Genomic DNA, 14,066 nt, shown 5'->3' with positions numbered 1-14,066 from the left:
CTAGACATCCGCCGCGCGGGCCCGCAGAGCCCGGTCCACGCCATCGCGGTTTTCCAGCATCATCCGGCGCAGCGCAGCGCTTTCCTCCGGCAGCGCCGCCAGGAACGAGTCGGTCCGGTCCACGGTGGCCTGGCTGGTCAGCTGCGCCGGGTACAGCCCGACGACGATCTGCTGGGCCAGGGCATTGGTGCGCTCGGCCATGATTCCCGGGACGGCCTCGAAGTATTTCTCCGCGAACGGCTCCAGCAGCGCCGTGTCCAGCACGCGCGTGAAGCCGGCGACGGCCGAGGCCTGGATGGCGTTGGAGAGCTCGCCCTTGACCACGATCGACTCCCAGGCTGCCAGCTTGGCCTCCGGGGTGGGGATGGCGGCCTTGGCCAGGGCGGCCGCGTTCTGGCCGCTGGAGGTGGTGTCCCGTTCCAGTTCAGCGTCGATGTCCGCCTGGCCCAGCCTGCCGCCGGCCACGAGGGCGGCCACGAGCTCCCAGCGGAGGTCCTGGTCCACGGTCAGCCCGGGCAGGGTGCCCGAGCCGTCAAGCAGCCCGGCGATCCGGTCCAGCTGCTGCCCGCTGCGCGCCAGGAGCGCGTACGACTTGATGAACTGCAGCTGCGCGTCGGACCCGCCCGGCACGTCCGTGGCGAGTTCCCAGAGCCGGTCGACGGCGGCAACGGTGAAGGCTTCGCGGTGCTCCTCGGCCACGTAGAACGTGAGCGTGGTGGCCAGCTGCCGCAGCTGCACCAGGATCACCGAGGAATCAGACTCGGAGGCGATGTTGGCCAGGATCAGGTCGACGTATCCGCGGGCGGGGCTTTCCCCGTCGCGTGCAGCGTCCCAGGCCGAGCCCCACACCAGCGTCCGCGGCAGGCTGTCGCGGAAATCCTTCAGGTGCGCCGTGGCGGTGGCGAGGGACTGTTCATCGAGCCGCACCTTGGCATACGCGAGGTCATCGTCATTGAGCAGGATGAGGTCCGGCCGCTTGAGTCCGGCAAGTTCGGGGACCTCGGTGCGCTCTCCGTCGACGTCGAGCTCTTCCCGGTGCACGCGCTCAAGCGTTCCCTCGCCGGTGAGGTCATAGAAGCCCACCGCCAGGCGGTGCGGGCGGATGGTGGGCTGCTCGTCAACCGCTGACTGCAGGATGGCGAACGAGGTGATGGTGCCGTCGTCGTCCACCGCCAGCTCCGGCTTGAGCGAGTTCACGCCGGCCGTTTCGAGCCACAGGCGGCCCCACTGGTCCAGGTCGCGTCCGCTGGCCTTCTCCAGCTCGACCATCAGGTCACCGAGCTCGGTGTTCCGCCAGGAATGCTTGGCAAAGTATTCACGCACGCCGGCCATGAAGTGGTCCGGGCCCACCCAGGCCACCAGCTGCCGCAGCACGGAGGCACCTTTGGCATAGGTGATGCCGTCGAAGTTCACCTCGACGTCCTGCAGGTCGTTGATCTCGGCGAAGATCGGGTGCGTCGTGGGGAGCTGGTCCTGGCGGTAGGCCCACGACTTCTCCACCGAGGCGAACGTGGTCCACGCGCTCTGGAACTTGGTGTTCTCCACCGCGGCCAGGTGCGACATGTATTCGGCGAAGGATTCGTTGAGCCAGAGGTCGTTCCACCAGCGCATGGTCACGAGGTCGCCGAACCACATGTGGGCCAGTTCGTGCAGCACGGTGATGGCACGGCGTTCCACCTGCGCCTCCGGGACCTTGCCGCGGAAAACGTAGCCTTCGAGGATGGTGACGGCTCCGGCGTTTTCCATGGCGCCGGCGTTGAACTCCGGGACAAACAGCTGGTCGTACTTCTCAAACGGGTAGGGGCAGCCGAACTGAGCCTCGAAGAACTCGAAGCCCTGGCGCGTGAGCTCAAAGATGTTGTCCGCGTCCAGGTACTGCATGAGGGACTTGCGGGCGAAGACGCCAAGCGGAACGACGCGGCCATCCGAACTGGTGACGTCGCTGCGCGCCGACTGGTACGGTCCGGCGATCAGCGCGGTGACGTAGGAGGACAGGCGTGGCGTGGGCGGAAAGTCCCAGACCGAGCGAGCGGCGCCGTCGTTCCCCGGTGCCGCCACCGGCTCCGGCGTCGGGGAATTGGAGATCACGTCCCAGTGCGAGGGTGCGGTGACGCGGAACCGGAAGGTGGCCTTGAGGTCGGGCTGTTCAAAGACCGCGAACATGCGGCGCGAGTCCGGCACCTCGAACTGCGTGTACAGGTACACCTCGCCGTCCACCGGGTCCACGAAGCGGTGCAGGCCTTCGCCCGTGTTCATGTAGGGAGCGTCCGCCACGACGGTCAGTTCGTTGTCCGCAGCAAGGTCCGGCAGCTGGATCCGGACGCCGTCGGACACCTCGGCCGGGTCCAGTTCGCGGCCGTTCAGGCTCACGCTGTGGACGGCGTCCGTCACGGCGTCGATGAACGTCGAGGATCCCGGCGCCGCCGTGAACCTGACAGTGGTGGTGGAACCGAAGACCGTCGCACCCTTGGTCAGGTCCAGGCTGACATCGTAGGAGTCGACGGCGATCAGGGCGGCGCGCTCGCGTGCTTCGGCGCGGGTCAGGTTCATGCCTGGCAAGGTTGTGCCTCCAGAGGTTGTGGTGGTGCGGGCAGGCCCGGCCCGCCGGCTGCCGCGCACGGTAGTCACGCGTGCGGTTGCATCACTGTGAAGCCATTGTTTCATTTCGGGGCCGCTTGGCAAGTTGCGCAGCTCACTTCCCTGGCCCAACTCCGGGCTCGTTCCCTGCGGCAGTCCTCTCCGGCCGGCCGGGGCAGGGGTAGCGTTAAGGCATGGGAAAGATCCTCGATGCTGTGGACACCAAAGCGCTGCGGTTCGCGATCGGCTTCCCAGTGTTGCTTGCCGCCGGGTTCGCGGTCTGTGCCGTGTTGTTGCGGCCGGATCTGCCGGAACCGCTGGCGGTCATGTGGAATAACGACGGCGGCACCGCCTTCGCTCCGTTCCCCGCCTTCGTGGGCGGCGGGGCAGCCCTGATCGTCATCACCGGCTGGCTGGTGCTGCTGCAGTCCGCGCCGGTGTCGCGGCCAACCGTGATGCGCCGGATCATGATGGGCGCGGGGCTGACGGTGAGCCTTTTCGTCACCACCGTGCTGGCGGCCGCCCTCGTAGGCCAGGCCGGTGTGGCTGACGCACGCCAGTCAAGCGTGGACATGATTGTCCTCGCCTCGGGCAGCGGCGCCGCCCTTGCCCTGGGGGTCATCATCGGGTTCGTGTTCAAGGCGGACCAGCAGTGGACACCGGAGGATGACCGTGCCCTGCAGCAGGCCCTGGAACTTGAGCTCGACCCTGAGCTCGTCCGCGATTCCGTCCGGTTCTGGGTGCATGCGCGCAGCTCGGTCTTCGTCATGATCGCTATAGCCAGCCTGTTTCCAGCTTCCCTGATCGCGATCGCCGTGCCGTGGCTCGGAGCGCTGCTCGTGGCGGCCGCGCTGGTGGGCGCCGCGTTCCTTTTCGCCCGGGTCACCGCGGACCGGAGCGGTCTGCGGGTCTTCCTTGCAGGCATCCTGCGTGTCATCGACGTCCCCGCCGCCGCCATCTCCGCAGCCCAACCAGCCGACGTCCGGGCCGCCGACTACGGCGGGTGGGGCTACCGCAACCACGACGGAACCGCAGCGGTCCTCGTCAGCAGCGGCCCCGCCGTCGTCGTCCGCAAGACCGACGGCCACAAGCTTGCCGTAAGCGGCGGCAACCCCGACTCGGCCGCCCGTCTGGCAGAGGTCCTGACCCGTGTTGCGGCAAGGGCCCGCCGCGACGCCCGCCCGCCGGACACCCACCCGTCAGCTTAGGACGGCAAGGACGCGTAACTGCCGCGTCACCGCCCGGGCGGACCCCGCCCGGGGGAAGCGCAGCGAGTACTCTTGGATCTGTTGATTTGACCTGTACCAGCCCGGCCGCGCCCCGGTGCTCATGACTGAACGGAAGCTACCGTGACAACAAACCCTGCATTTCCGCGGGTCCACATCGCCACCGACCACGCCGGCATGGAGCTGAGCGCCCATCTGGTCAAGCACCTGACCTCGAACGGCTACGACGTGGTGGATCACGGGCCCAAGGAATACGACGCCCTGGACGACTACCCGTCGTTCTGCATCAACGCGGCGCTCGCAGTGGTGGCGGACCAGGAAGCAGGAATCCACGCGCTGGGCATCGTGCTGGGCGGATCCGGCAACGGCGAGCAGATCGCGGCCAACAAGGTCAAGGGCGTCCGCGCCGCCCTGGCCTGGAACCACTCCACCGCCACGCTGGCCCGCGAGCACAACGATGCCAATGTCGTGGCCGTCGGCGGGCGCCAGCACAGTGTCGAGGAGGCCACGTCCCTGATCGAGGCCTTCCTGCAGGAGCCCTTTAGCAACGACGAGCGGCACGTCCGCCGCATCGGCAAGATCGCCACCTACGAAACCACCGGCGAGATCGTCGAATAGTGCCGGAAGGCCACTCCATACACCGGCTGGCCCGCCAGTTCGGTGACGTGTTCGCCGGCGAGCCGCTGGCTGTCAGCAGCCCCCAGGGCCGCTTCGCCGCCGGCGCCGCACTGCTGGACGGACACACCATGGTGCACGCGTCCGCCCATGGAAAGCACCTGTTCCTGCACTTCGAGCACGCACTGGTGCTGCACGTCCACCTCGGCCTCTACGGGGCCTGGGATTTCGGCGGGGACAGCCAGTTCCGCGGGGCCTCCAGCATCGGCGCGCCCCGCCGGGTGGGGGAACGGGAAGTGGCCGATGGCACTGGGTCATCAACCGACGGGCCCGGTAACGATGCTGCGCCCGTCGAGTACGCCGGGCCGCCGGCGCCGGTGGGAGCGGTGCGGGTCCGGCTGGTGAGTGACCACGGCTGGGCCGACCTGCGCGGTGCCACCACGTGCGCGGCCATCACCGACGCCGAGGCGGCAGCCGTGCTGGACAGGCTGGGTCCCGATCCGCTCCACAACACTGGCGGCAGCAGGGACGACTTCATCCGGCGCGTCCTGGCAAAGCGGACGCCGCTCGCCACGCTGCTGATGGACCAGAAGGTGATTGCCGGCGTCGGGAATGTCTACCGGGCCGAAGTGCTGTTCCGCGGCAGGATCGACCCCCTGCTTCCCGGCCGTGCGCTCACCGCGGACGCCGCCGGCCTCCTCTGGGATGACACCGCCGCGGTGATGGCCGACGGCGTCCGCGACGGTCGGATCATCACCACCACCGCCGGATTCTGGACCCGGAGCGGCCAGCTTCCGCCGGGGGAGGAGGCGCACTTCGTCTACCGCCGCCACGGCCAGCCCTGCCGGGTCTGCGGCACTCCGGTTGCCCTGGCCGAACACGCCGCCCGCAAACTGTACTGGTGCCCCTCCTGCCAGCAGCCCGTATGAGCTGATCGGCCCGGGCCTGAGTCGCTGCCCAGGGTCGCTGGGATGCCAGTGGGCTTAACGCAAGAGAGGCCCCTCAACGAGGGGCCTCTCTTGATGTGGAGGGGACGACGGGAATCGAACCCGCGTAATCAGTTTGGAAGACTGAGGCTTTACCATTAAGCTACGTCCCCGAGGAAAGCGTTGCGGCGCCGGCTTTTGGGGGCGCGGGCCTTGGGCTTTTCTTCGGCGGCTGTTCAAGCCGGATATAACTAAACCTAATTCATGTCCCAACTGTCAAATGTGCAATCACGGCGGGGATGAACGTAGACTGTCCTGTGCATTACGGGGTGTAGCTCAGCTTGGCTAGAGCACCTGCTTTGGGAGCAGGAAGTCGCAGGTTCAAATCCTGTCACCCCGACTCTGCGGCCCGGGCCCCAGGCCTGGTCACAACAACGCGTTTGCAGAACCCATCCAACAAAACCAGGAGTACTTAGACCGTGAAGAGCGCTGTCGAGAACCTCACCCCCACGCGGGTCAAGCTCAATGTTGAGGTCCCCTTTGAGGAATTGAAGCCCAGCATCGACGAGGCATACAAGACTGTTGCTTCGCAGATCCAGGTCCCTGGCTTCCGTAAGGGCAAGGTTCCCGCCAAGCTGATCGACCAGCGCGTCGGCCGCGGCTACGTCCTGGAGACCGCCATCAACGAAGGCCTCAACGGCTGGTACCAGGCTGCAGTCCAGGAGTCCGGCATCCACCCCCTGAGCCGTCCCGAGGTTGAGATCACCGAGGTTCCGGATCCTTCCGCCACCGATGGTGAGCTGAAGTTCCAGGCGGAGGTTGACGTCCGCCCCGAGATCGAACTGCCCGACTACGCCGGCATCAAGGTTGAGGTTGCCGCGGCAGAGTCCTCCGACGCAGACGTCGACAAGGCCCTGGACGAACTGCGCGGCCGCTTCGGCACGCTCAAGTCCGTGGACCGCCCGGCAGCTGACGGCGACTTCCTGAGCATCGACATCACGGCGAGCATCGACGGCGCCGAGGTGGACTCCGCTTCAGGGCTGTCCTACCAGGTTGGCGCCGGCACCATGCTCGAGGGCATGGACGAGGCCGTCACCGGCCTGAGCGCTGACGAGGACGCCATCTTCGACACCACCCTGGTGGGCGGCGACCACGCCGGCGAAGCCGCGCAGGTCAAGGTTGTCGTCAAGTCCGTCAAGGAGCGCGAACTGCCCGAGGCGAACGACGACTTCGCCCAACTGGCGTCCGAATTCGACACGCTGGCCGAACTGCGCGAGGACCTCGCCAAGCAGGCCGCCGACTCCAAGGTCGTCGAGCAGGGCGTCGAGGCACGCGACAAGGTCCTGGACAAGCTCGTTGAGCTGGTTGAGGTTCCCGTTCCGGAGTCCGTCGTCGAAGAGCAGCTCGAGCAGCACTTCAAGGCCGAGAACTCCCACGGTGAAGGCGAGCACGACACCGAAGAGCACCGCGCCGAGGTCAAGGCCAACACCGAGCGCGCCTTCCAGAACGAGATCATCCTCGACGCCATCGCCGAGAAGGAAGAAGTGGGCGTCAGCCAGAACGAGCTGATCGACTACATCGTCACCACCGCCAGCCAGTACGGCATGGACCCGAACCAGTTCGCCCAGATCATCGACCAGAGCGGCCAGGTTCCCATGATGGTCTCCGAGGTCCGCCGCCGCAAGGCACTGGCCGTCGTCCTGGGCCAGGCCGAGGTCACCGACTCCGAGGGCAACAAGGTTGACCTGAGCGACTTCGTCCGCCCCGGCGGCGAAGAGGCTCCGGCCGTCGAAGCCGAAGCAGAAACCGAAGCTGAAGAGGCAGCCGGCGAGACCGTCGCGAACGACGATCCCGCGGCCGTGAAGTTCTAGCAGCACCACGCATCAGCGGCGTCAGCCCCCGGGTCCTCGGATCCGGGGGCTGGCGCGTTAACGGCCGGTGTACAGCTCCCGCTGGCAATCGTGCGCCGTCAGCGAACAGCGCGATTCCGACGAACAAATCCGCTCCGAAAGCGGTTAGTGTCCAAGTAGTGAAGTTCAGTGATGTCGTTCAGTGATGTCACCGTCACCAGCGAGAGGTAAGTACAAATGTCACAGCAAGCAGCGGCCCCCCGCATGGCAACCGTCGATCCTGCAGCCCAGGACAACTACATCTACAACCGCCTGCTGAAAGAGCGCATCATCTGGCTTGGCTCCGAGGTCCGCGACGAGAACGCGAACGCCATCTGCTCACAGCTGCTGCTGCTTTCCGCCGAGGATCCCAACAAGGACATCTACCTCTACATCAACTCGCCCGGCGGCTCGGTGACCGCCGGCATGGCCATCTACGACACCATGCAGTTCATCCCCAACGATGTCGTTACCGTCGCCACCGGCCTGGCGGCCTCCATGGGACAGTTCCTGCTGTCCTCCGGCACCAAGGGCAAGCGCTACGCCACCCCGAACGCCCGCATCCTGATGCACCAGCCCTCCGGCGGCATCGGCGGCACGGCTTCGGACATCAAGATCCAGGCCGAGCTGATCCTCCACATGAAGAAGGTCATGGCTGAGCTCACGGCGGACCAGACCGGACAGACCGTGGAAACCATCCTCAAGGACAACGACCGCGACAAGTGGTTCACGGCCACCGAGGCGCTGGAATACGGCTTCTTCGACAAGATCTCGGCACACGCAGGATCGGTCGCGGGCGGCGGCGGAACCCAGAACGCGTCATCCAACGGCCAGAGCTAAACCGGCACCAAGACAGAACTGAATCCAGGAGCAATGAACATGAACTACAATTTCGGATCGTCTGCCGGTAACCTGCCGACAAGCCGCTACGTCCTGCCGCAGTTCGAGGAGCGCACGCCGTATGGCTTCAAGCGCCAGGATCCCTACACCAAGCTCTTCGAGGACCGGATCATCTTCCTTGGAGTGCAGGTGGATGACGCCTCTGCCGATGACATCATGGCGCAGCTGCTGGTGCTCGAGTCCACGGACCCGGACCGCGACATTACCCTGTACATCAACTCGCCGGGCGGCTCCTTCACGGCCATGACCGCGATCTACGACACCATGCAGTACATCCGCCCTGAGATCCAGACCGTGTGCCTGGGCCAGGCCGCAAGTGCAGCGGCCGTGCTGCTGGCAGCGGGAACGCCGGGCAAGCGCCTGGCACTGCCCAACGCCCGCGTCCTGATCCACCAGCCGGCGCTGTCCGGCGGCCAGGGCGGACAGGCATCCGACCTGGAGATCCAGGCGGCCGAAGTCATGCGCATGCGGACCTGGCTGGAGGAGACCCTGGCCAAGCACTCCGGCCGGACGCCGGAACAGGTCAACAATGACATCGAGCGCGACAAGATCCTCACCGCGGCCGAGGCTCAGGATTACGGACTGATCGACCAGGTCCTTGATTCCCGCAAGATCAAGCCGCAGGCACTCGCCCGGTAAAACAGGCGCTTGCCCGCTAAATGCGGACACACGCGTAAACAGCAGTAACGGACGCCGGTGCGGTTTAGATTTTTGAACCGCACCGGCGCCCGGTTTCCACCCCTCGGGCCGAATGTGACCTAGAGTGGATGTAAATCATTGCCGGATCCCGGCCATGGTTAGATTCAACCGGTGCAAAGCTGCCCTTGCGGCAAGATACTAAGGGGTTCACATATGGCTCGGATTGGCGAGAGCGCGGATCTGCTCAAGTGCTCTTTCTGCGGCAAGAGCCAGAAGCAGGTGCGCAAGCTCATTGCCGGGCCTGGCGTCTACATCTGCGACGAGTGCATCGAGCTCTGTAACGAGATCATCGAGGAAGAACTCGCAGAGGTCGCCGATCTGGGCAGTTTCGAACTGCCCAAGCCCCGCGAAATCTTCGACTTCCTGCAGGAATACGTCATTGGCCAGGAACCGGCCAAGCGTTCCCTCGCCGTCGCGGTCTACAACCACTACAAGCGGATCCAGGCCGGCCACGCTCCCAAGAGTGGCACGCTGGCCGACGGCGTCCACCACGATGACGTTGAAATCGCGAAGTCCAACATTCTCCTCATTGGCCCCACCGGCTGCGGCAAAACCTACCTGGCGCAGACCCTGGCGCGCCGGCTGAACGTCCCCTTCGCCGTCGCCGACGCCACGGCCCTGACCGAAGCCGGGTACGTGGGCGAAGACGTGGAGAACATCCTCCTCAAGCTCATCCAGGCCGCCGACTATGACGTCAAGAAGGCCGAACAGGGCATCATCTACATCGACGAGATCGACAAAATCTCGCGCAAGAGCGAAAACCCCTCGATCACCCGCGATGTCTCGGGCGAGGGCGTGCAGCAGGCCCTGCTGAAGATCCTCGAAGGAACGGTTGCCTCCGTTCCGCCGCAGGGCGGCCGCAAGCACCCGCACCAGGAATTCATCCAGATCGACACCACGAACGTCCTCTTCATCGTTGCCGGCGCCTTCGCCGGCTTGGAGGACATCATCGGTTCCCGTTCCGGCCGCAAGGGCATCGGCTTCGGAGCCCCGCTGAACGAGGTCAAGAACACCGACTCCTATGGCGAAGTGATGCCGGAAGACCTGCTGAAGTTCGGGCTTATTCCGGAGTTCATCGGCCGCCTGCCGGTCATCACCACTGTCTCCAACCTTGACCGCCCCGCCCTGATCCAGATCCTGTCCACGCCCAAGAACGCCCTGGTCAAGCAGTACCAGAAGATGTTCCAGCTGGACGGCGTGGAGCTGGTGTTCGACGACGATGCCCTGGACCTGATCGCCGACCAGGCCCTGGAACGGGGAACCGGAGCCCGCGGGCTGCGCGCCATCATGGAGGAAGTCCTTCTCCCGGTCATGTTCGATCTGCCCAGCAGGGACGACATCGCCAGCGTGGTCATCACCGCTGACGTGGTGGGCAAGAAGGCCCAGCCCACCATGATCACGCACGACGTCGTGGCCAAGCGGCGGAACAAGTCCGCCTAGCCGGCTTCCATCCGCCGGGCCGGAATAAAACGGCCCGATCCATCGCTGTCCCTTAAGCGCGCCCTGCGAGTATGGCTCTGCGGCGCGCCACACGCCACACCCCGAAGACTTCCCTGAGGAGATTTGCTGTGTCTGAAACCGCCCCCAATAAGGCTGACTTCTGGTTCGACCCCCTCTGCCCGTTCGCCTGGATCACGTCCCGCTGGATCGGCGAGGTGGAAGGCGTCCGCGACATCCAGACGGAGTGGCACGTCATGAGCCTGTCCGTGCTGAACGAAGGCCGCGACCTCGATCCCAAGTACCGCGAGGCCATGGACAAGGCCTGGGGGCCGGTCAGGGTCATCATCGCCGCACAGGAACAGCACGGCGACCACGTGGTCAAGCCGCTGTACGACGCCATGGGTTCACAGATCCACGACGGCGGGCAGAAGGACTTCTCGATCGTCATCAGCAAGGCACTGGCCGACTGCGGCCTCCCCGCCGGGCTGGCAGCAGCCGCCGGCTCGGACGAGTACAATCCGCAGCTGCGCGAGAGCCATGAAAAGGGCATCTCCCTGGTGGGCCAGGACGTCGGAACCCCCGTGGTCGCCTTTAACGGCACCGCGTTCTTCGGGCCCGTCCTCACCCGCATTCCGCGCGGGGAGGAAGCCGGGAAGATCTGGGATGCGTCGGTCACGCTGGCGTCGTACCCGCACTTCTTTGAGATCAAGCGCAGCCGGACTGAAAGCCCTGCCTTCGACTGACCGTTTGAGCCCCGGCTGAACTACATGAGAGTAGTTCCGCCGGGGCTCTTGCGCATCCGCAAGAGGAGGACAAAGATGGTTCTTACCCACTTCGAAAGAAGTGAGACGCAGGAACCAAAGATTCAGTGACATGCTTCCAACGCAGCCTTCGGCAAAGTTAGAAGCAGGCTACCGGTGACAAGGTAGGAAGACCTGAAATTCTAAGGATCTTGCCAGACTGTCAAAGATGTCACCAGACAGCCGAAAAGTCGAAGCCCCACCAACGGCAAAACGCTGATGGGGCTTCCCCTTTGCCCGAAATAGGGCGGTGCCCAAAAATAGGCCGGTGAGCCCGGAACGTTCCGGGCTCACGTAGTATCAGGCCTGCGCCGGCTCCTCGGCCGGGGCCAGTTCAACATCGCTCACGGTAAGCTCGCCCTCGCCGGTGTTGAGGGTGATCTCCTGCGCGTTGGCCGCTGCCTTGAGGTCCCCGAGGCCTGCCTGAAGCTGGGCCACGAGGGACTCCGTCGCCGTGATCGTCGCCGACAGGACCTCGGTGCGCTGCTTGACCTTGGCCTCGGACTTGGCCTTCCGGATGCCGCTGAGCGCAATGCCCACGGTGCCGAGCATGCCGGTGTCGCCGTCGGTGATCTCCAGCGGCGCCGGCCACGCGGCGCGGTGCACGGACCCGGCCCGCCACCAACCCCAGACCTCTTCGGTGGCGAAGGGCAGGAACGGTGCGAACAGCCGCAGCAGCGAATCCAGCGTGGTGGCCAGGGCAGCGAGTACCGAAGCCTGCTCGGTCTCGCCCGCGGCCCCGTAGGCACGGTCCTTGATCAGCTCGACGTAGTCGTCAGTGAACTGCCAGAAGAACGATTCGCTGATCTGCAGCGCCCGGGCGTAGTCGTAGTTGTCGAACGCCTTCGTGGCCTGGGCCACGACGTCGGAGAGCTGGGCCAGCAGGGCACGGTCCAGGGGATTCGTCAGGACAGACAGATCGGTGGATACCACCGAATTCTCCGTGGCACCCAGGTTCAGGACGAACTTCGAGGCGTTCAGCAGCTTGATGGCCAGGCGCCGGCCGATCTTCATCTGCGCGATCTCGTAGGCGGTGTCCGCGCCCAGGCGTGCGGAGGCAGCCCAGTAGCGGACAGCGTCCGAGCCGTACTCGTTCAGGACGTCCGTCGGCACCACCACGTTGCCCTTGGACTTGGACATCTTCTTGCGGTCCGGATCCAGGATCCAGCCGGAGATGGCCGCGTGCTTCCAGGGCGCGACGTCCTGCAGGGCGTCCGCACGGACGACGGAGGAGAACAGCCAGGTGCGGATGATGTCGTGTCCCTGGGGGCGCAGATCGAACGGGAACACCTTCGCGAACAGGTCCTCGTCCCGGCTCCAGCCGCCCACGATCTGCGGGGTCAGGGACGAGGTGGCCCAGGTGTCCAGCACGTCAGCGTCACCGGTGAAGCCGTTGGGCTGGTCGCGCTGCGATTCGTCGTAGCCGGGCGCGGCGTCAGCCGCAGGGTCCACCGGCAGTGACTCGTCCGAGGGGATGACAGGGCTGTCGTAGTCAGGGTTGCCCTGGGCGTCCAGCGGGTACCAGACCGGGATCGGCACGCCGAAGAAGCGCTGGCGGGAGACCAGCCAGTCCCCGTTGAGGCCGGCAATCCAGTTCTCGTAGCGGGAGCGCATGAAGGACGGGTGGAAGTCGATGTCCTTGCCGCGGCCGATCAGGCGTTCACGGCGGTCCTCGTCGCGGCCGCCGTTGCGGATGTACCACTGCCGGGACGTAACCACCTCGAGGGGCTTGTCACCCTTTTCGAAGAAGTTCACCGGATGGGTGATCTTCTTGGGTTCGCCGTCGAGCAGGTCCGCGGCGGTGAGCAGCTCCACTACGGCCTCCTTGGCCGAGAAGACCGTCTTGCCGGCGATCGCTGCGTAGGCCTCGCGGCCGGCATCCGTGGTGATCCACTCCGGGGTCTCGGCGAGGATGCGGCCGTCGCGGCCCACGATCGCACGGGTGGGAAGCTGGAGTTCGCGCCACCAGGTCACGTCGGTCAGGTCGCCGAAGGTGCAGACCATCGCGATGCCCGAGCCCTTGTCCGCCTTGGCCAGCGGGTGGGCCTTCACCTCCAATTCGACGTCGAACAGCGGGGACTTCACGGTCTTGCCGAACAGCGGCTGGTACCGCTCGTCGTCGGGGTTTGCCACCAGGGCGGCGCAGGCCGCGAGCAGTTCGGGGCGGGTGGTCTCGATGAAGATCTTCTCGCCGTCGGCGGTGAAGAACGGGTATCGGTAGTACGCGCCCGGCACCTCGCGGTCCTCGAGTTCGGCCTGGGCCACGGCGGTACGGAAGGTGACGTCCCAGAGCGTGGGGGCCTCGGCCATGTAGGCGTCGCCGGCAGACAGGTTCGCGAGGAAGGCTCGCTGGGATACAGCGCGGGACGTGTCGTCGATGGTGCGGTAGGTGAGGTTCCAGTCGACGGACAGGCCAAGGGTCTGGAACAGGTTTTCGAAGACCTTCTCGTCCTCGACCGCGAGTTCCTCGCAGAGTTCGATGAAGTTCTGGCGGGAGACGACGTCGAAGTCCCGCTGGTTCTTCGCCGGCTGTGCCGGCGGCTGGTAGTCCGGGTTGTACGGAATGGCGGGATCGCAGCGGACGCCGTAGTAGTTCTGGACGCGGCGCTCGGTGGGCAGGCCGTTGTCGTCCCACCCCATCGGGTAGAAGACGTTCTTGCCGGTCATGCGCATGTAGCGGGCCTGAACGTCGGTCTGCGTGAACGAGAACATGTGGCCCACGTGGAGGGAACCGGAAGCGGTGGGCGGGGGAGTGTCGATCGAGTAGACCTGCTCCCGGGTGGTGTCGGGGTCGAACCGGTAGGTTCCTTCCTCGAGCCAGCGCTGCGTAAGGGCAGCCTCCAGGCCCTCGAGGGCCGGCTTGTCGGGAACGTTGATGGGGGCGGTGGCGGGCGTGTCTGTACCCTGCGTTGATTCAGCCATGGGCCAATTGTTTCATGCCGGGCATTTGTTTCCTGCCGGGAGGTGCGTGCCTGCTGCCGGACGCCGGGAGTA

General features: G+C 65.7%; 10 protein-coding genes and 2 tRNA genes. 9 read left to right on the top strand and 3 right to left on the bottom strand.

Features of this window, described 5'->3' with window-relative positions:
• Complete coding sequence (pepN, locus tag ACTHQX_RS05295; RefSeq protein WP_440155977.1) at positions 1-2,550, bottom strand: aminopeptidase N; 2,550 nt, start codon at positions 2,548-2,550, stop codon at positions 1-3.
• A 221-nt stretch (positions 2,551-2,771) separates the two neighbouring features.
• Here pepN and ACTHQX_RS05290 point away from each other — a divergent pair, with 221 nt between their 5' ends.
• The 3 genes from ACTHQX_RS05290 (at position 2,772) to ACTHQX_RS05280 (ending at position 5,347) form a co-directional block, all read left to right on the top strand.
• Positions 2,772-3,785 carry a hypothetical protein gene (locus tag ACTHQX_RS05290; protein WP_440155978.1) on the top strand — a complete coding sequence of 338 codons (1,014 nt, stop codon included), beginning with the start codon at positions 2,772-2,774 and terminating at the stop codon, positions 3,783-3,785.
• Between the two features lie 141 nt (positions 3,786-3,926).
• A complete protein-coding gene (locus tag ACTHQX_RS05285) occupies positions 3,927-4,421 on the top strand; it encodes a ribose-5-phosphate isomerase (protein ID WP_236803671.1) in 495 nt (164 codons plus the stop codon).
• Positions 4,421-5,347, top strand: a complete 927-nt coding sequence (locus ACTHQX_RS05280) for an Fpg/Nei family DNA glycosylase (RefSeq protein WP_440155979.1) — start codon at positions 4,421-4,423, stop codon at positions 5,345-5,347. The genes ACTHQX_RS05285 and ACTHQX_RS05280 overlap by 1 nt, the downstream gene beginning before the upstream one ends.
• Positions 5,348-5,443: 96 nt before the next feature.
• Here ACTHQX_RS05280 and ACTHQX_RS05275 read toward each other — a convergent pair.
• Positions 5,444-5,517 (bottom strand) — tRNA-Gly (locus ACTHQX_RS05275).
• A gap of 152 nt (positions 5,518-5,669) precedes the next feature.
• On the opposite strand from ACTHQX_RS05275, the gene ACTHQX_RS05270 reads away from it, so the two are divergent.
• The 6 genes from ACTHQX_RS05270 to ACTHQX_RS05245 all read left to right on the top strand — a co-directional run bounded on the left by ACTHQX_RS05270 (position 5,670) and on the right by ACTHQX_RS05245 (position 11,015).
• Positions 5,670-5,744: transfer RNA gene (locus ACTHQX_RS05270), tRNA-Pro, on the top strand.
• A gap of 79 nt (positions 5,745-5,823) precedes the next feature.
• On the top strand, positions 5,824-7,215 hold the full coding sequence (gene tig, locus ACTHQX_RS05265; protein ID WP_440155980.1) for a trigger factor: 1,392 nt from the start codon (positions 5,824-5,826) through the stop codon (positions 7,213-7,215).
• A 243-nt stretch (positions 7,216-7,458) separates the two neighbouring features.
• A complete protein-coding gene (locus ACTHQX_RS05260) occupies positions 7,459-8,073 on the top strand; it encodes an ATP-dependent Clp protease proteolytic subunit (RefSeq protein ID WP_003803391.1) in 615 nt (204 codons plus the stop codon).
• 39 nt (positions 8,074-8,112) lie between these two features.
• Entirely contained in the window at positions 8,113-8,772 is a 660-nt protein-coding gene (locus tag ACTHQX_RS05255) for an ATP-dependent Clp protease proteolytic subunit (protein WP_236803665.1), read from the top strand.
• A 213-nt stretch (positions 8,773-8,985) separates the two neighbouring features.
• On the top strand, positions 8,986-10,272 hold the full coding sequence (clpX, locus tag ACTHQX_RS05250) for an ATP-dependent Clp protease ATP-binding subunit ClpX (protein WP_111905596.1): 1,287 nt from the start codon (positions 8,986-8,988) through the stop codon (positions 10,270-10,272).
• A 128-nt stretch (positions 10,273-10,400) separates the two neighbouring features.
• On the top strand, positions 10,401-11,015 hold the full coding sequence (locus ACTHQX_RS05245) for a mycothiol-dependent nitroreductase Rv2466c family protein (RefSeq protein ID WP_440155982.1): 615 nt from the start codon (positions 10,401-10,403) through the stop codon (positions 11,013-11,015).
• 357 nt (positions 11,016-11,372) lie between these two features.
• On the opposite strand, the gene valS is transcribed toward ACTHQX_RS05245, so the two are convergent.
• Positions 11,373-13,994, bottom strand: coding sequence for a valine--tRNA ligase (valS, locus tag ACTHQX_RS05240; protein ID WP_440155984.1), 2,622 nt, complete (start codon positions 13,992-13,994; stop codon positions 11,373-11,375).
• Between the last annotated feature and the right edge of the window lie 72 nt (positions 13,995-14,066).

Source organism: Arthrobacter sp. SAFR-023, assembly GCF_051965295.1.
Classification (GTDB): domain Bacteria; phylum Actinomycetota; class Actinomycetes; order Actinomycetales; family Micrococcaceae; genus Arthrobacter.
The sequence above is the reverse complement of the archived record's forward strand: the minus strand, read 5'-3'. Positions and strand labels throughout refer to the sequence as shown.